The organism is Streptomonospora halophila (assembly GCF_039542725.1).
GTDB lineage: Bacteria > Actinomycetota > Actinomycetes > Streptosporangiales > Streptosporangiaceae > Streptomonospora > Streptomonospora halophila.
Genome location: NZ_BAABIK010000024.1, coordinates 33,669 through 49,934, shown reverse-complemented (window position 1 = coordinate 49,934; position 16,266 = coordinate 33,669). Strand labels below are relative to the sequence as shown.

The following is a 16,266-nucleotide window of genomic DNA, read 5'->3' as shown; positions in this document are numbered from 1 at the left end:
TAGCACGGGCACGCGCTTCCTCCTCCTCGCTTCGGTGACCGCCGGGACGGCGGCCGCCAGGCACCACCGGGTGGCCATGCTAGGCCGTCGGCGGCGGCATCCGGCGCGCCGCCCCTGGTCGCGGCTTCTGCGCAGACCGGTCCCGGACGACGGGCGGCACAGGGCGCACCGATACGCTTGCCTCGGCCCCCGCCGGCGCAGCCGCCGCAGCCGAGCGGCGCGGAGCGTCCGCGCGGCGGAGGGGCGCGCAACGCAGTCGACGAGGAAGCGGTGGTATGGGCACGCGCGGACGGCTGGTCGGGGTCGGAGTGGGGCCGGGCGACCCCGAGCTGGTGACGGTCAAGGCGGTGCGGCGCATGCGCGAGGCCGACGCCGTGATCGTCCCGGTACTGGCCGGCGACGAGCCCGGGCGCGCCGAGGCCACCGTGCGGGCCCACGTCGACGCCTCCCGCATCGAACGCGCCGTCTTCGCGCTCAACGACCGCCACGGCCTCAGCGACCGGCGGGTGCGCGCCTGGGACGCGGCGGCCCGCGCGGTCCTGCGGCACTTCGAGGAGGGCGAAACCACCGTGGCGTTCGCCACCATCGGCGACCCCAACGTCTACTCCACCTTCACCTACCTGGCGCAGACGGTGCGCGAGCTGGCTCCCGCCACCGAGGTGGAGACCGTGCCCGGTGTCACCGCCATGCAGGACCTGGCCGCGCGGTCGGGACGCGTGCTGGCCGAAGGATCCGAACCCCTCACCCTCCTGCCGGTCACCGGCGGCGCGGAGCGGCTGCGCTCGGCGCTGGACTCCGACGCCACCGTGGTCGCCTACAAGTTCGGCCGGTTCGCGCCGCAGGTCGCCGAGGCCGTACGCGAGGCGGGCCGCGGCGAGGACTCGGTGTACGGCGCCCGGCTCGGCCTGCCCGACGAGGAGATCGCCCCGCTGGACAAGCTGCAGAGCGCCGGCCTGCCCTACCTGTCCACCCTCATCGCGCCCGCGCGCCGCGAGGCCGGACGCGGCGGGAAGCTGTGACCCCCCTCCAGGGCGCGCCCCGGCCGTCCCGGCGCGGGGCCGCGGCGCAGCCGGCGCCGCCCGCGCCCCCACCACGAGCCCCGACCCACGAGAGGTACGTGAACGACGGCATGGCCAGCCAGCACACCAGTGAGCACAGCAGCGGAGCCGCGAGTGGGACCGTCGTGTTCGTCGGCGCCGGTCCGGGCGCAGCGGACCTGCTCACCGTCCGCGCTGCCCGCGCCATCGCCGAGGCCGACGTGGTGATCTGGGCGGCCAGCCTGGTGCACGAGGACGTGCTCGAACACGCCGGTCCCGGCGCCGAGGTCGTCGACTCGGCCAAACTGCCGATGGAGGGCGTGCTGCCCTACTACCGCCGCGCCGCCGAGGAGGGCCTGCGCATCGCCCGCATCCACTCCGGCGACCCGGCGCTGTGGGGCGCCATGCAGGAGCAGGTGGAGGTCTGCGCGGAACTCGGGCTGGCGGTCGAGGTGATCCCGGGCGTGTCCGCGTTCAGCGCGGTCGCCGCCATCGCCCAGCGCGAGCTGACCGTCCCCGAGGTCGCCCAGTCGGTCATCCTGACCCGCCTGGGCGGCGGCAAGACCCCCATGCCCGAGGGCGAGGAGGTCCGCGAGTTCGCCCGGCACGGCACCACGATGGCGCTGTTCCTGTCGGCGGCGCGCTCGGGGCGGCTCCAGGAGGAGCTGATCGAGGGCGGCTACCCGCCCGAGACGCCCTGCGTCGTCGCCTACCAGGCCACCTGGCCCGAGGAGCTGGTGGTGCACTGCGAGCTGGGCGAGCTGGAGGCCACCGTCAAGGAGCACCGGCTGTGGAAGCACACCCTGGTGCTGGTGGGCCCCGCCCTCAGCGCGGGCGGTACCCGCTCGCACCTGTACCACCCGGGCCACTTCCACACCCACCGCCGCGCCGACCGCGAGGCGCGCCGCCGACTGCGCGAGGAGCGCCGGGGAGCATAGAGACGTGACCGACAGTCCGCGGCGCCGGCGCGGCGCCGAAGCGCGGTCCGCGCCCGGCGGCCACGAGGAGCCGCAGCCGCGCGAGCCCGACCTACCGCGCACCATGAAGGTGCGGCAGAAGGCGCTGCGCACCGGCTGGACCACGGGGACGTGCGCGTCGGCGGCCGCCAAGGCGGCCGCGTCGGCGCTGGCCACCGGCGAGCCGGTCGAGGTCGTCGAGGTGGCGCTGCCCTCGGGGCGGCGGGTGACCTTCGCGACCGAGCGCTGCGGGCTGACCGCGCCGGACCGGGCCGAGGCGGTGGTGGTCAAGGACGCCGGCGACGACCCTGACGTCACCGACGGCGCCCACGTCACCGCGACGGTCACCCGGCGCGGCGAGCCCGGCGTCGAGCTGGACGGCGGCGTGGGGGTCGGCGTCGTCACCCGGCCCGGCCTGGGGCTGGACCTGGGCGGCCCCGCCATCAACCCGGTGCCGGCGCAGATGATCGAGCAGGCCGTGGGCGAGGTCGGCGGCGCCGCCGGAGCGGGCCTGCGCGTGGTCATCAGCGTCCCCGAGGGCGAGAGGATGGCGCGCAAGACCACGAACGCCCGCCTGGGCATCATCGGCGGGATCTCCATCCTGGGCACCACGGGCGTGGTGCGGCCGTTCTCCACGGCGTCCTGGCGCGCCAGCGTCGAGCAGGCCGTGTCGGTGATGGCCGCCCAGGGCGAGGACACCCTCGTGCTGTGCACCGGCGGGCGTACCGAGAAGGGCGCCATGCTGCGCCACCCCGGCCTGCCGCAGGTGTGCTTCGTCGAGGTCGGCGACTTCACCGGTGCGGCACTGCGCCGCGCGGTGGAGTACGGGCTGGCGCGCGTGTCCTTCGTCGGGATGGCGGGCAAGCTGACCAAGCTGGCCTCCGGCGTGCTGATGACCCACTACACCCGGTCCAAGGTCTCCACCGAGCTGCTCGGGGACGTCACCCGCCGCGTCGGCGGGGGAGAGGACCTGGCCGCCGAGGTCGACGCCGCCAACACCGGACGCCACGCCTACGAGATCTGGGAGCGGGCGGGCCTCCTGGAGGCCGCCGGGACCGAGCTGTGCCGCCGCGTCGCCGGTGTCCTCACCCGGTTCACCGAGGGAGCCCTGGGGGTGGACGTCGCGATGGTCGACTTCACCGGTCAGCACGTGGTCGCCGCCGCCCCGGAGGACGCATGACCGGCCGCGACGCCGACAGCACCCGCTCGGTGCGGGCGGAGGCGGCATCGGCCGGAGCCGACGGGGGCGAGGGGGTCGCGATCCGGCGGGCGAGCGCCGACGACCTCGCGGCGGTGGTCGCGCTGCTGGCCGACGACGTGCGCGGCGCCGATCGGGAGACGCCCGGCGACCTCGCCCCCTACCGCGAGGCCTTCGCCCGGATCGACGCCGACCCCTGGACGCTGGTGGCCGTGGCGGTACGCGGCGGGGCCGTGGTCGGTACGCTCCAGCTGACCTACCTGCCCGGCCTGTCCCACCGCGGCGCGACGCGCGCGCAGATCGAGGCGGTTCGGGTGGCCGCGGGCGAACGCGGCCGAGGGCTGGGCGGCCGCATGGTCTCCTGGGCCGTCGAGCAGGCGCGCACCCGCGGATGCCGGATGGTGCAGCTGACCTCGGACGCCGCCCGCGCCGACGCTCACCGCTTCTACACCCGACTCGGATTCGCCGCCACGCACGTCGGCTTCAAGCTCGCGCTGGAGGACCCGCGCGCATGATCACCGTCATCGGACTGGACGGCGGGCCCCTGCCGCGGCGGGCCGCCGACGCGCTGGCGGCGGCGGTGTGCGTGGCCGGAGCCCCGCGCCATCTGGACGCCGTCGCCGGCGGCATCGGCGACGGCGCCGAACGGGTGCCCATCGGCGACCTGCGCGCGGCCACGGACGCGGTGCTGGCCGCGCGCGGACCCGCCGCCGTGCTGGCTTCGGGCGACCCCGGCTTCTTCGGCGTGCTGCGCAGCCTGCGCGCCCGCGGCGCCGACCCCGAGGTGGTGCCCGCCGTGTCCTCGGTGGCCGCCGCATTCGCGCGCATCGGCCTGCCGTGGGACGACGCCGTCGTGGTGTCGGCACACGGCCGCGGCGGCTCCGGACGCGGCGTGCGGCGGGCGCTCGCCGCCGCGCTCGCCCACCCCAAGGCCGCCGTGCTCACCGCCCCCGGCAGCGCGGGCCCCGAGGCGTTCCTGCCCGAACTGCTGCGCGCCGGCCGCGAGGTCCACGTCGCCCAGCGGCTCGGGTCGCCCGGCGAGGAGGTCGTGCGCATCGCCGCCGGCGACCCGGCACCCGAGCGCAGCTGGGCCGCACCCAACGTCGTCCTGTCCGTGGACCCCGAGCGCGCACTCGCTCCCGCCATGGCCTGGCTGCCCGGCCACCAGGGCGCGCCGGCGGAGTGGGCCCTGCCCTGCGACGCCTTCGAGCACCGCGCCTCCCTGATCACCAAACCCGAGGTGCGCGCGGTCGCGCTGGCCCGGCTGGCGCCCCGGCCCGGCACCGTCGTGTGGGACGTCGGCGCCGGAAGCGGGTCGGTCGCCGTGGAGTCCGCCAGGTTCGGGGCCCGCGCCGTCGCCTTCGAACGCAACGCCGCCGACTGCGACCGCATCCGCGCCAACGCGCGCGCCCACGGGGTAGCGGTCGAGGTGCACCCAGGAGAGGCCGCCGCGAACCTGGACGGCGCCGCAGCGCGGCTGGCCCCCGACGCGGCGTTCGTCGGCGGGGGAGACGACGCGGTCGCGGCCGCGGTCCTGGCCCACCGCCCTCGGCGGGTCGTCGCCGCCCTGGCCTCGCTCGACCGCATCCGCCCGCTGCACGATTTGCTCACCGCCGCCGGCTACACGGCCGACGGAACCCAGCTGCAGGCCTCCGGACTGGCAGGCCTGCCCAACGGCTCCCTGCGGCTGGCCGCAGCCAACCCGGTGACCCTCCTGTGGGGCGTACGCACGGACGCGACCTGAGACGCGCCCCACTCCGCTCCACCGATGCACCCGACCGGAAAGGCCCAGATGACCGACAGCGGCGCCATCGGCGTCATCGCCGTGACCGAGCGCGGCCGCACCGCGGCCGGCCGCCTGCAGGCGGCCTGGCCCGACCGGGTCCGCACGTCCACCGAAAACCGCGCGGGCGAGCAGCTGCGCAGCGCCTTCGCCGACTGCGGCGCAGTAGTGGCCTTCCTGGCCGTCGGCGCCACGGTGCGCGCCCTGGCACCGGTCCTCGGCGACAAGCACACCGACCCGCCGGTGGTCTGCGTCGACGAGGCGCTGCAGCACGCGGTCGCGGTGCTGGGCGGCCACCACGGCGGCAACGCGCTGGCCGTGGAGGTCGCCGGCGTGCTGGGCTGCCGGCCGGTCGTCACCACCGCCAGCGACGCCGCCTCTGCCGCACCGCTCGACTCCTACGGGGCCGACCTGGGCTTGACCGTTGCCGACACCGCACCGCTGGCGCCCGCCGGCGCCGCCCTGCTCTCGGGCCGGCCCGTGCGCCTGGAGTTCGACGGCGACCGGGCCTGGCCGCTGCCCCCGCTTCCGCCCAACGCCTCGACGGCAACACCGCGGGAGTCGGCGGAGGCGCTGCTGCGCGTCAGCGACCGCGCCGCGGCTCCGGAGGCCGCTCCGGCGGTGCCGACCGTCGTCTACCGCCCGCCGTCGCTGGTGGTGGGGGTCGGCTCGGCGCGCGGCGCCGCCGCCGAGGAGGTCGGGGCACTCGTCGACCGCACCCTGGCCGAGGCGGGCCTGTCCGCGCGGTCGGTGCGCGCCCTCGCCACCGTCGACGCCAAGGCCGACGAGGAGGGCATCCTGCGGGCGGCCGCCGAACGCGGCTGGCCGGTGCGGGTCCTCCCCGCCTCCGAGCTGGCCGGGGTCGACGTACCCAATCCCAGCGAGGTGGTGCGCGCCGAGGTCGGCACCCCCAGCGTCGCCGAGGCCGCCGCGCTGCGCGCGGCCGGTGAGGACGGGGCCTCCGCCGCGCTCGTGGCGGACAAGCGGAAGTCCGAAAACGCCACCGCGGCCGTCGCGCGGCTGCGGCCCCGCGGCCGCCTCGCGCTGGTCGGCCTGGGACCGGGCGCCCGCGACCTGGCGGCACCGCGCGCGCTCGCCGAACTGCACCGGGCCTCGGTCGTCGTGGGGCTGGACCAGTATCTCGACCAGGTGCGCGACCTGCTGCGGCCGGGCACCCGCGTGGTGGCCAGCGGCCTCGGACAGGAGGAGGAGCGCGCACGCACCGCGGTGGCCGAGGCGCAGGCGGGGGCGGCCGTGGCGCTGATCGGCTCGGGCGACGCCGGGGTCTACGCCATGGCCAGTCCCGCGCTCGACTTCGCCGGCGCGGACATCGACGTGGTGGGCGTGCCGGGCATCACCGCCGCCGTCGCCGCGGCGCACCGGCTCGGCGCCCCGCTGGGCCACGACCACGCCTACATCTCGCTGTCGGACCTGCACACGCCGTGGGAGGCCATCGAGCGCCGCGTGCGCGCGGCCGCCGAGGGCGACTTCACCGTGTGCTTCTACAACCCGCGCAGCCGCCGCCGCGACTGGCAGCTGCCCGAGGCGCTGCGCCTCCTCGCCGAGCACCGTCCCCCGCACACGCCCGTGGGCTACGTGCGCAACGCGGCCCGCGACGATGAGCACGCAGCGGTGACGACCCTGGCGGCGATGCTGGACGGCGAGGTCGAGGCGGTGGACATGTACACGGTGGTCCTGGTGGGCAGCTCCGCCAGCCGCACCGTCGCCGGCCGCTTCGTCACCCCGCGCGGCTACACCTGGCGCGGATGAGGCACAGCGCAGAGGGCACGCTAGGTCCAGATGCGGCAGTATGGGCGGATTGTCTGTTTCATGGGGAGTGAACGGAACCAGCGCTGCCGTACCATAACCCTGCAGGTCATCCAGCCTGCTCCCCGCACGCGCGGGGATGGTCCCGCACAGCGCTCCCAGGGCTGCACGCGGTGCTTCTGCTCCCCGCACGCGCGGGGATGGGTCCTCGCCCCTCCATCGGCCGGGGTCAGCGGCTCGGTGGGCTGCCGCTGAGGCACTGGGGGGTTGTGCGTTATCCCGCGGCCTCGTCGAGGAGCCGCTGGGCCTCCTCCGGGGTGGCCGGGCCGGGGGTACCGGGCGGCAGCAGGCCCGCGGCGCGCAGGGCCCGGCCCGCGGCGGGTGCCCAGGGCGGCCGCAGCCGCGCGGCCGCGAGCAGGGCGGGATCGGCCAGGATCTCGCGGGCCTGTCCCGAGGCGAGTCGGCCGCGGTCCAGCAGCAGCACGGTGTCGGCCCACCGCCAGGCCAGGTCCACGTCGTGGGTGGAGACCACCAGCGTGGTACCCGCGGCACGCAGCCCCTCCAGCGTCTGCACCAGCGACTCCACGCCTTCGGGGTCCAGCCCCGCGGTGGGCTCGTCGAGCACCAGCACCGAAGGCCGCATCGCCAGCGCACCCGCCAGTACCACCCGCTTGCGCTGGCCGTAGGAGAGCAGGTGGGTGGGCTGCTCGGCCAGGTCGGTGATCTCCAGCGCCTCAAGGGCCCAAGTCACCCGCTCGCGCGCGGCGGCCGTGTCCAGGCCCAGATTGAGCGGGCCGAAGGACACGTCCTGGGTGACGCTGGCGGAGAACAGCTGGTCGTCGGGGTCCTGGAAGACCAGCTGGACGCTGCGCCGCAGCTCGGCGAGCGCGCGGCGGCCGCGGCGCACGGGCTGGCCGCCCAGGCGGATCTCGCCTTCGTCGGGCGTGAGGCTGCCCGAGAGCAGCCGCAGGAGCGTCGTCTTGCCGCCCCCGTTGGGCCCGAGCACGCCCACGACCTCGCCGGGGGCGATGTGCACGTCGAGTCCGGCGAACACCGGAGCGGAGTCGGGGTAGCCGAAGGAGAGCCCCAGACCGGCGAGAGCGGCGGGCGGGGCGGCGGTGGCGTCGCCGCCGGAAGCGGTGGTCACGGGCCTGCTCCAATGAAGACGTAGGCGGTGGTCGCCGCGGCGACCAGCAGCGGCGGCAGCGCGGCGGCGATCAGCGCGGCGGGCCGCAGGGGCAGTTCGTCGACCAGCACCGTCAGCTCTCCGGTGTAGCCGCGGCACTCCAGGCCGCGCTGCATGCGCTGCGCGCGGTGGAAGGTGCGTACGAACAGCGCGGCGCCCAGCGACCCGACCGAGCGCACCCACGCGCGCCGGTCGACGTAGCCGAGTCGGCCCGCCTGGGCGGTCTGCACGCGCCGGGCGCTGTCCAGCGTCACGAACAGCATGCGGTAGATCAGCGCCACCACCTCCACCAGCGCTGAGGGCAGCCCGATGCGCGTCAGCCGCGGCAGCAGGTCGGCCAGCGGGGTCGTGAAGGCGAACAGCAGTTGGCAGCACACCGCGGCGGCGGCGCGCCCGGTGATCTCGGCGGCCCGGGCCGGGCCCTCGGGGTCGAGCGCGACGGCGCCCTGCGCTCCGCCGACCGTCACCAGCAGCGCCAGTGACCCGGTCAGGATGAACAGCAGCGGCCCCCAGGCCGCGCGGGCGAAGGCGCGCGGCGACACCCGCGCCGGCCCGAAGGCCGCGGCCAGGGCGACCGCGGCCACCAGCGGCGCGGCGGGCCACGTGGGCAGCGCCAGCGCGCACACCAGCAGGCCGCCGAACAGCAGGCCCTTGGCGGCGGGATGCACCCGCCGCCACGGACTGGTGTAGGCGGCGGCGTCGATCGCCAGCACGCGCGGCTACCGCTCCGCGGAGCCGGAGTCCGCCTCGGCGGTGTCGGCAGCCGCGTCCGCGGACCGCTCGGCGGTCTCGGTGCGCGGGGCGTCCGGCGGCACCGCCCGGCCTCCCGCGAGCCTGCTGCGCGTGCGGACGGCGCCGAAGTAGTAGCCGATGATCCCGGCGCCGATCGCGGCCTGCAGGGCGAAGATGCCCGACTCGATCTCGGAGGAGGGAGGCTCGTAGATCGAGGTGAACCACGGCTCGTAGCCGCGGTCGATGTCGGTCACCGCGCTTTTGGCCTGCGCGTCCGCTCCGGCGAAGGGCTCCTCCACGTGGCTGCCGGCCCCGATGAGCAGGGGCAGCACGGCGATCAGCGCGGCGGCGGCGATCAGCAGCCAGGTGGTCGCGGTCCTCGGCATCTCTCAGCCCGCCTTCTTCTCGGTCGCTTCGGTCGCGTCGGCGGAGGGCGCCGGGGCGGCGGGCCGCGTCAGTACTCCCAGCCGGCGCAGCTGGTCGGGGCTGACTCGGCACAGCAGCCGCACGAGCACCACGGTGACCAGGCCCTCGATCACGGCCAGCGGGACCTGGGTCACCGAGAAGATGCCGGCGAACGTCGCGAACGAGCCGAGGAACCCGGATGCGGGGTCGGGGAAGGCCAGGGCCAGCTGGACGCTGGTCATGGTGTAGGTGGCCAGGCTGCCCAGCGCGGCGGCGCAGAACACGGCCGCGCCCAGCGAGGTCTGCTCGCCGGCGGAGGCGGTGACCGCGCGGACGAGTCGGTAGGCGCCGTAGGCCGCCCACGGCCCCACCACCGCCATGGAGAAGACGTTGGCTCCGAGGGTGGTCAGCCCGCCGTGCGCCAGCAGCAGCGCCTGGAACAGCAGGGTTATCGTGCCCAGCGCGGCCATGACGGGCGGGCGGAACAGCACCGCGCCCAGGCCGGCACCGGTGGGGTGGGAGCAGCTTCCGCTGACCGACGGGATCTTCAGCGCCGACAGCACGAAGCAGAACGCACCGGCGGCGCCGACGAGCAGCTTGGCATCGGGGTCGGCACGGACGGCCTGCGTGAGCGACCGGACACCGTGCGCGGCGAACGGGGCCGCGGCGGCGGTCCAGGCAGCGGCGTGCTGCCAGGGCAAATAGCCTTCAGCGATATGCATCTCGGGGGACCCAACTTCCAGCACCTCGTGGACGGTCGTCGCGCCGTGGCCGGTCTCCTGGCTGACGGGTCGCCGCCCTCCGCCGGGCCTTCCCAGAAGCAGCGTCGCTGGTGCTCCCAGTGGCCTGCGCCGACGTGCCGCGAACGGCGGTCGGGGCATCGGACTTCCCGCTCACAGTGGCGAGGGCCGCGCCGGTTTCAAACCGGACTTCCCGAACACCACGGCCCATCGAACGTACGGCCCGAGCGGCGGATCCGCAATAGGAGGACATCCCGTGGGCGCTGCCGCGGTCCTGCCCGAAACCCCGTGTACGCTGGGCCTGCGCCGCGCCTGAGGGGCCACCGGGACGCCGCGGTGGCACTGGTCTCAGCGCCGGCGCCGCACGGAAGGAGCGCCTTGGCCGACCCCGCCGAGCCCACCGCTCCGGTGGCTGTGACATCGTCGTGCACGGCCTGCGGAGCCTGCCTGCTGACCTGTCCGGAGCACGCGCTCCGACCGCAGGGCGGGCACCTGGCCGTACTGGGCGACCGGTGCACGGGCTGCCTGGAGTGCGTGGAGATCTGCCCGGCCGACGCGATCGCCGTCCTGGATGAGTGACCGCGCCGGTAGAGCAGGAGCAAGGGGGAGGAGACGACCGTGGAGCGGCGGGTGCACCCGATCGAGACCGAGTCCTTCGCCATCCTGCGCTCCCGGGTCGACCTGGGGCCCATGCCGCCGCTCAGCCGCGCCGTGGCCGAGCGGGTCATCCACTCCAGCGCCGACCTGGACTACGCCGCCGACCTGGTGATCGACGACGCCGCGGTCGAGAAGGCCGCCCGGCTGCTGGACGAGGGCGCACCGGTGGTGACCGACGTCGCGATGGTCGCCGCGGGCATCACCGCCCGCGACTGCGTGTGCCGCATCTCCGACCCGCGCGCCGAGCGCCTGGCGCGCACGGCCGGGATCACCCGCTCGGCGGCGGCCGTGCGCACCGCCTACTCCGACGTCGGCCCCGGTGCGGTCTGGGTGGTGGGCTGCGCCCCCACCGCGCTGACCGAGATCGTCGCCCGCCAGGTCGAGCCCGCGCTGGTCATCGGCCTGCCCGTGGGTTTCGTGGGCGCCGCGGAGTCCAAGGCCGAACTGCGCGCGAGCGGACTGCCACAGGTGAGCAACGTCTCGGAGAAGGGCGGATCGGCGGTCGCCGCTGCGGCGCTGAACGCTCTGCTGTACGGTCCCGTACCCGTACCCGAGTGAGCCGGGCACCGTCGGCGGCGCGCCGCGAGGCGCGCGCCGGAACGGCCCGCTGAACGAGGAGTCAGAGAGGAGGAGCCGGCCACCGCGAACAGGCGGCGGCAGCGGCGCCGCACGGCGCCGGGCCGACCGCGCCGCGCAGCGGCGGACCCCGCGGGTCCGGGCCCCTGCGCATCCGAGCACACCGCCGTCGCAACGCGGCTCCCCCCAACCCGACAAGTCGGACAGCGCTGCCTGAAGGCGTGTCCGAAACACCCCACTCACCGGTTAGGAATCGGATGCAACCCCCTTTGCTGCTGGTCGGACACGGAACCCGCGACGACAAGGGCGTGGCGGACTTCGAGGCGTTCGTCGAGCGCCTGGGCCGCCGCTTCACCGACCGCGAGGTCGCCGGGGGCTTCATCGAACTCTCGCCGCCCCCGCTCACCGAGGCCGTCGGCGACCTCTACGGCAAGGGCCACCAGCGGGTGGTCGCCCTGCCGATGATGCTGGTGGCCGCCGGCCACGCCAAGGGCGACATCCCCGGCGCGCTCGCCCGCGAGAAGGAGCGCCACTCCGGGTTCGACTACGCCTACGGGCGCCCGCTGGGCCCCCACCCCACGGTGCTGCGGCTGCTCGCCGAGCGCCTGGAGGAGGTCCTCGACACCGCGCCGTCCGGCGAAGGCGAGGATGCGGGAGACGAGGGCGCCGGAGCCCGGACCACCGCCGTGCTGCTCGTGGGCCGAGGCTCGACCGACCCCGACGCCAACGCCGAGGTGTGCAAGGTCGCGCGCCTGCTGCAGGAGGGCCACGCGGCCGCGCGGGGCGTGGACTTCGTCGAGCCCGCGTTCATCTCGCTGGCCTGGCCCAGCGTCCCCGAAGGCCTGGAGCGCATCCGCCGGCTCGGCGCCCGGCGCATCGTGGTGCTGCCCTACTTCCTGTTCTCCGGCGTGCTGCCCGACCGGGTGGCCGACCAGACCATGGAGTTCGCCGGCGAGCACCCCGACCTCGACGTCCGCTGCGCGCAGGTCGTCGGCGACTGCGACGGGCTGGCCGACGTCATCGCCGAGCGCTACGACGAGGCCCGCGCGGGCGACATCCGGATGAACTGCGACACCTGCGTCTACCGCATCGCGCTGCCCGGCTTCGAGGAGAAGGTCGGCGCCGCCCAGACCCCCCACCACCACCCCGACGATCCCGCGCACGGCCACGGGCACGGCCATGGGCACTGAGGCGCCCGACCGCGCCGCTGCCGAGGGCGGCCCCGGCCTGCGCCACCACGGCGACGCCGAGACGGGCCCCGGCCTCCTCGACTTCGCGGTCAACGTGCGCGCGGGCGCCCCGCCGGACTGGCTGGCCGAGCGGATCGCGGCGTCGCTGTCCGGCATCGCCGCCTACCCCGATCCCGCGCCGGGCCGTGCGGCGGTGGCCCGCCGCCACGGCCGCGACCCGGCCGAGGTGCTGCTGACCGCCGGAGCGGCCGAGGCCTTCGTGCTGCTCGCCCGCGTCCTGCGGCCGCGCCGGGCGGTCGTGGTCCATCCCCAGTTCACCGAGCCCGAAGCGGCCCTGCGCGCAGCCGGCCACCCCGTCGAGCGGGTCGTGCTGCCGGCGCCGCGCTTCGAGCTGGACCCGGAGCTCGTTCCCGAGGAGGCCGACCTGGTCATGGTGGGCAACCCCACCAACCCCACGTCGGTGCTGCACCCGGCCGCCGCGCTGGAGCGCCTGGCCCGGCCGGGCCGCGTCCTCGTGGTGGACGAGGCCTTCGCCGACTGCGTCCCCGGTGAGGCGGAGTCTTTGGCCGGGCGCACCGGGGTGCCGGGGCTCGTGGTGGTGCGCAGCCTCACCAAGACCTGGGGCCTGGCCGGGCTGCGCGCCGGCTACGTGCTCGCCGAGCCCTCCGCCGTCGATCTGCTGGCCGGAGCCCAGCCGCTGTGGTCGGTCTCCACCCCCGCGCTCGCGGCGGCCGCCGCCTGCTGCGAGCCCCGCGCCCTGGCCGAGGCCGAGGAATGGGCGCGGTGGCTGACGGGCAGGCGCGCGGAGCTGGCCGCGGACCTGGAAGCTACCGGGCTCCACGTCACTCCCGCCGCAGCCGCCTCCTTCCTGCTGGTCAGGGCGGCCGGCGGGCGGTCGCTGCGGCACCGGCTGCGGGAGTCGGGCATCGCCGTACGCCGCGGCGACACCTTCCCCGGGCTGGGGCCCGACTGGCTGCGGGTGGCGGTGCGCGACCGTGATACGTCGCTCCGGCTGACACGGACTCTGGCAGAGTTGCGATGAGATCGCTGCGAGGCGGCGGGTGCCCGCGCGGCGTTGTGAGGATTGCGATGCGTGTGTCCAGTGCTGACGACCGCCGGCGTCCCGTGCCGCCGGCCCGTCCTGGGGGGACGACATGACCGGTGAGGACCGGCGCCGCGGCGCCGAGGACAACCCCGAGTCCGAGCGGGGGTGGAAGGGGCTGCTCGACGACCTGCCCGAGACCGGGCGCGGCTCCGGGACCGCGCCCTCGCGGGAGCCGGAGTCCGGCGCGCGCACCGGGCAGCAGCGCCCCAACCCCTTCCACGCCCCGGTCGACCGGCGGCGCGGCGGTGGATCCGGCGGCGCGCGCACGCCTTATGAGCGCCCGAACGTGATCCCCTTCCGCGGCGCCGGCCAGGACCGCGACGCCGAGGAGGAGCAGGACCGCGTCCAGGACGCGGCCCCCGAGCGGGCCCCCGGGCGGGATCGCGGCTCCCAGCGGGACGCCGGCGCCGCGCAGGAGCAGGAGGAGGACCGCGAGCGCGAGGGCGCGGCCGCCGCACCGCAGGCACGCCACGCCCAGCGCAGCGAACCCCGCGAGCCCGCCAGCGGGCAGCCGCCTTCCCCGGAGCCGCAGCGCAGACCGGGGGGCGACGCTCCGCCCGCCGCGCCGCCCGCGCACTCCCGCGAACCAGAGCCCGCCCGCGAGCGGGAGCGCACCGCCGGCCGGCGGCCCCCGGCCCCGATGGCACCGCAATACCCGCCGCCCTCCCGGACCCCCGCGCCAGGACCCGCCGCCCGCGGCGCTCCGCCGGCGCAGCCCGAGCGCGCGGCGCCCCGGCCTGAAACACCCGAGGCGCCCGAGCGCGCGGCGCCCAGCGAGGGTGCCGCCGAAGACGGACCACCGACCCCGAACGAAGTTGACTCACCTGTGAACGCACACGCCGCAGCCTCCTACCCGGAGCACCCCGACGACCCGGACGGCGAGCGCGCCGACGCCCCCGCGGCCGGCGCGCGACAGCAGCGACAGCAGGCGCAGGAGCAGGCGCCCGCCCCCGGGCACGCGCCCGCCCGCAGCAGAGGCGAACCCGACGCCCACGCCTACGGCGAGACCGAGCGCGACGCGGTCTACCGCGCCATCCGCGAGCGCCGCGACGTGCGCATGGGCTTCCGCCTCGACCCCGTCCCCGACGAGGTCCTGGAGCGCGTCCTCGACGCCGCCCACCGCGCGCCGTCGGTCGGCTACTCCCAGCCGTGGGACTTCATCGTCGTGCAGGACGAGGACGTGCGCTCGCGCGTGCAGAAGCTGGTGCAGGCGCAGCGCGAGTCCTACGCCCGCGCCCTGCCCGGCGCCCGCGCCCGCGCGTTCTCCGGGCTCAAGGTCGAGGCCGTCCTCGACACCCCCGTCAACATCGTTGTCACCGTCGACCCCACCCGCGGCGGCCGCCACACCCTGGGCCGGCACTCCCAGCCGCAGACCGCCGCCTACTCCACCGCCCTGGCCGTGGAGAACCTCTGGCTGGCCGCGCGCGCCGAGGGCCTGGGCGTGGGCTGGGTCAGCTTCTTCGAGGAGCGCGAGCTCGCCGCGTCGCTGGACCTGCCGCCCCATCTGGAGGTCGTGGCCTACCTGTGCGTCGGCTACGTCGAGGACTTCCCGCCCGAACCGGAGCTTGCGATGGGCGGTTGGGCGCGGGGGCGCCCGCTGCACTGGGCGGTGCACCGGGAGCACTACGGCCGCCGCGGCCTGCCGGGCCAGGCGGCAACGAGCCTGTTGGAGGAGACCATCGCGGCCATCGGCCCTCTGAACCAGCGTGCCGTCAACGACGCCGAGGAACGCCAGGCGGCCATGACCAAGCCGCCCGGCTCGCTCGGCGTGCTGGAGGAGGTCTCGATCCGGCTGGCGGGACTGGCGGGGGAGTGTCCGCCGCCGATACCCGAACCCGCCGCCGTGGCGATCTTCGCCGGCGACCACGGGGTGCACGCCCAGGGTGTGACGTCCTGGCCCCAGGAGGTCACCGCGCAGATGGTGCACAACTTCCTCGGCGACGGCGCCGTGGTCAACGCGTTCGCCGAGCAGGTGGGCGCCGAGGTGACCATCGTCGACGTGGGCGTGGCCTCCGACCTGCCCGCGGTGCCGGGACTGCTGCCGCGCAAGGTCGCCCGCGGCACCTCCGACTTCACCCGGGGCCCGGCGATGAGCCGCACCCAGGCGGACTACGCCATCGAGGCCGGCATCGAGGTCGCCCGCGACTTGGTCTCCGCGGGCAACCGCTGCCTGGTCACCGGCGACATGGGCATCGCCAACACCACCCCCTCGGCCGCGCTCGTCTCGGTGTTCACCGGGACCGACCCCGCCGAGGTCACCGGCCGCGGCACCGGAGCCGACGACGCCGCGCTGGAGCGCAAGATCGAGGTGGTACGGCGCGGGCTCGCCGCCAACGAGACCGACCCCGAAGACCCCGTCGGCGTGCTGGCGGCCGTGGGCGGCCTGGAGCACGCCGCGCTGGCCGGGTTCATCCTCGGCGCCGCAGCGATGCGCGTGCCGGTCCTGCTCGACGGGGTGATCGCCGGTGCCGCGGCCCTGGCGGCGGCCAAGCTGGAACCGCTGGCCCTCAACGCCTGCTTCGCCGGGCACCGCTCCACCGAGCCCGGTCACGCCGCGGTGCTCTCCCACATCGGGCTGCGCCCGCTGGTCGACCTGGAGATGCGGCTGGGCGAGGGATCGGGCGCCCTGCTGGCGCTGCCGATCCTGCAGGGCTCGGCCCGCGCACTGCGCAACGTCGCGACCTTCGGCTCCGCGGGAGTCTCGGAACGCGGCTAGCGCCAACGGGGCGTGCGGCCGTGCGGTGCGGCGGAGGAACCCCCGCACCGCACGGGCCGCACGCCCCCCTCGCAGAGGGAGAGGCCGGCCGCGGCCGGCAGCGCGGACCGCGCGGCCGAACGGTGATCCACCGGACACGGCCGCACCCGTGCGCGCGTATTAGAGTGAACAACAGCACAGGATGCGCCGGTTGCCGCAATCAAAGCGTGACCCCCGTT

The 16,266-nt window shown here is 76.2% G+C and carries 15 protein-coding genes and 1 riboswitch; of the genes, 11 read left to right on the top strand and 4 right to left on the bottom strand.

Going from position 1 to position 16,266, the window contains the following annotated elements:
- Positions 1 to 275 precede the first annotated feature (275 nt).
- The 6 genes from cobI to cobJ all read left to right on the top strand — a co-directional run bounded on the left by cobI (position 276) and on the right by cobJ (position 6,744).
- Complete coding sequence (gene cobI, locus ABEA15_RS19080; RefSeq protein ID WP_344145522.1) at positions 276 to 1,019, top strand: precorrin-2 C(20)-methyltransferase; 744 nt, start codon at positions 276 to 278, stop codon at positions 1,017 to 1,019.
- 98 nt (positions 1,020 to 1,117) lie between these two features.
- Complete coding sequence (gene cobM / locus ABEA15_RS19075; protein ID WP_344145524.1) at positions 1,118 to 1,975, top strand: precorrin-4 C(11)-methyltransferase; 858 nt, start codon at positions 1,118 to 1,120, stop codon at positions 1,973 to 1,975.
- Between the two features lie 4 nt (positions 1,976 to 1,979).
- The gene (locus ABEA15_RS19070) at positions 1,980 to 3,173 is read left to right on the top strand and encodes a cobalt-precorrin-5B (C(1))-methyltransferase (protein ID WP_345557988.1); all 1,194 of its coding nucleotides are present in this window, start codon (positions 1,980 to 1,982) and stop codon (positions 3,171 to 3,173) included.
- Positions 3,170 to 3,706 (top strand): GNAT family N-acetyltransferase, encoded by a 537-nt coding sequence (locus tag ABEA15_RS19065; RefSeq protein WP_345557986.1) that lies wholly within the window; start codon positions 3,170 to 3,172, stop codon positions 3,704 to 3,706. Before ABEA15_RS19070 ends, ABEA15_RS19065 begins: the two co-directional genes overlap by 4 nt.
- Positions 3,703 to 4,935 carry a precorrin-6y C5,15-methyltransferase (decarboxylating) subunit CbiE gene (cbiE, locus tag ABEA15_RS19060; RefSeq protein ID WP_345557984.1) on the top strand — a complete coding sequence of 411 codons (1,233 nt, stop codon included), beginning with the start codon at positions 3,703 to 3,705 and terminating at the stop codon, positions 4,933 to 4,935. Before ABEA15_RS19065 ends, cbiE begins: the two co-directional genes overlap by 4 nt.
- Positions 4,936 to 4,959: 24 nt before the next feature.
- Positions 4,960 to 6,744, top strand: coding sequence for a precorrin-3B C(17)-methyltransferase (gene cobJ, locus ABEA15_RS19055; protein WP_345557982.1), 1,785 nt, complete (start codon positions 4,960 to 4,962; stop codon positions 6,742 to 6,744).
- A gap of 271 nt (positions 6,745 to 7,015) precedes the next feature.
- Here the strand turns inward: cobJ and ABEA15_RS19050 are convergent, their stop codons facing one another.
- The 4 genes from ABEA15_RS19050 to ABEA15_RS19035 are packed head-to-tail and all read right to left on the bottom strand — an operon-like array spanning position 7,016 to position 9,786.
- Positions 7,016 to 7,888, bottom strand: a complete 873-nt coding sequence (locus tag ABEA15_RS19050; protein WP_345557980.1) for an energy-coupling factor ABC transporter ATP-binding protein — start codon at positions 7,886 to 7,888, stop codon at positions 7,016 to 7,018.
- Positions 7,885 to 8,640: a cobalt ECF transporter T component CbiQ gene (gene cbiQ, locus ABEA15_RS19045; protein ID WP_345557978.1), complete on the bottom strand. Its 756-nt coding sequence runs from the start codon at positions 8,638 to 8,640 to the stop codon at positions 7,885 to 7,887. The genes ABEA15_RS19050 and cbiQ overlap by 4 nt, the downstream gene beginning before the upstream one ends.
- Positions 8,641 to 8,646: 6 nt before the next feature.
- A complete protein-coding gene (locus ABEA15_RS19040) occupies positions 8,647 to 9,045 on the bottom strand; it encodes an energy-coupling factor ABC transporter substrate-binding protein (protein ID WP_345557976.1) in 399 nt (132 codons plus the stop codon).
- Between the two features lie 3 nt (positions 9,046 to 9,048).
- Entirely contained in the window at positions 9,049 to 9,786 is a 738-nt protein-coding gene (locus tag ABEA15_RS19035; protein WP_345557974.1) for an energy-coupling factor ABC transporter permease, read from the bottom strand.
- Between the two features lie 30 nt (positions 9,787 to 9,816).
- Positions 9,817 to 10,024: riboswitch (cobalamin riboswitch) on the bottom strand.
- A gap of 158 nt (positions 10,025 to 10,182) precedes the next feature.
- Between ABEA15_RS19035 and ABEA15_RS19030 the strand changes: the two genes are divergently transcribed.
- The 5 genes from ABEA15_RS19030 to cobT all read left to right on the top strand — a co-directional run bounded on the left by ABEA15_RS19030 (position 10,183) and on the right by cobT (position 16,048).
- Positions 10,183 to 10,383, top strand: coding sequence for a 4Fe-4S binding protein (locus tag ABEA15_RS19030; RefSeq protein ID WP_345557972.1), 201 nt, complete (start codon positions 10,183 to 10,185; stop codon positions 10,381 to 10,383).
- Between the two features lie 39 nt (positions 10,384 to 10,422).
- Positions 10,423 to 11,019, top strand: coding sequence for a precorrin-8X methylmutase (locus ABEA15_RS19025; protein WP_344145544.1), 597 nt, complete (start codon positions 10,423 to 10,425; stop codon positions 11,017 to 11,019).
- Between the two features lie 275 nt (positions 11,020 to 11,294).
- A complete protein-coding gene (locus ABEA15_RS19020) occupies positions 11,295 to 12,227 on the top strand; it encodes a sirohydrochlorin chelatase (RefSeq protein ID WP_345557970.1) in 933 nt (310 codons plus the stop codon).
- Positions 12,217 to 13,269, top strand: a complete 1,053-nt coding sequence (gene cobC, locus ABEA15_RS19015) for an Rv2231c family histidinol phosphate aminotransferase CobC (RefSeq protein ID WP_345557968.1) — start codon at positions 12,217 to 12,219, stop codon at positions 13,267 to 13,269. The genes ABEA15_RS19020 and cobC overlap by 11 nt, the downstream gene beginning before the upstream one ends.
- A 112-nt stretch (positions 13,270 to 13,381) precedes the next feature.
- On the top strand, positions 13,382 to 16,048 hold the full coding sequence (gene cobT / locus ABEA15_RS19010; protein ID WP_345557966.1) for a nicotinate-nucleotide--dimethylbenzimidazole phosphoribosyltransferase: 2,667 nt from the start codon (positions 13,382 to 13,384) through the stop codon (positions 16,046 to 16,048).
- The last annotated feature ends 218 nt before the right edge of the window (positions 16,049 to 16,266 follow it).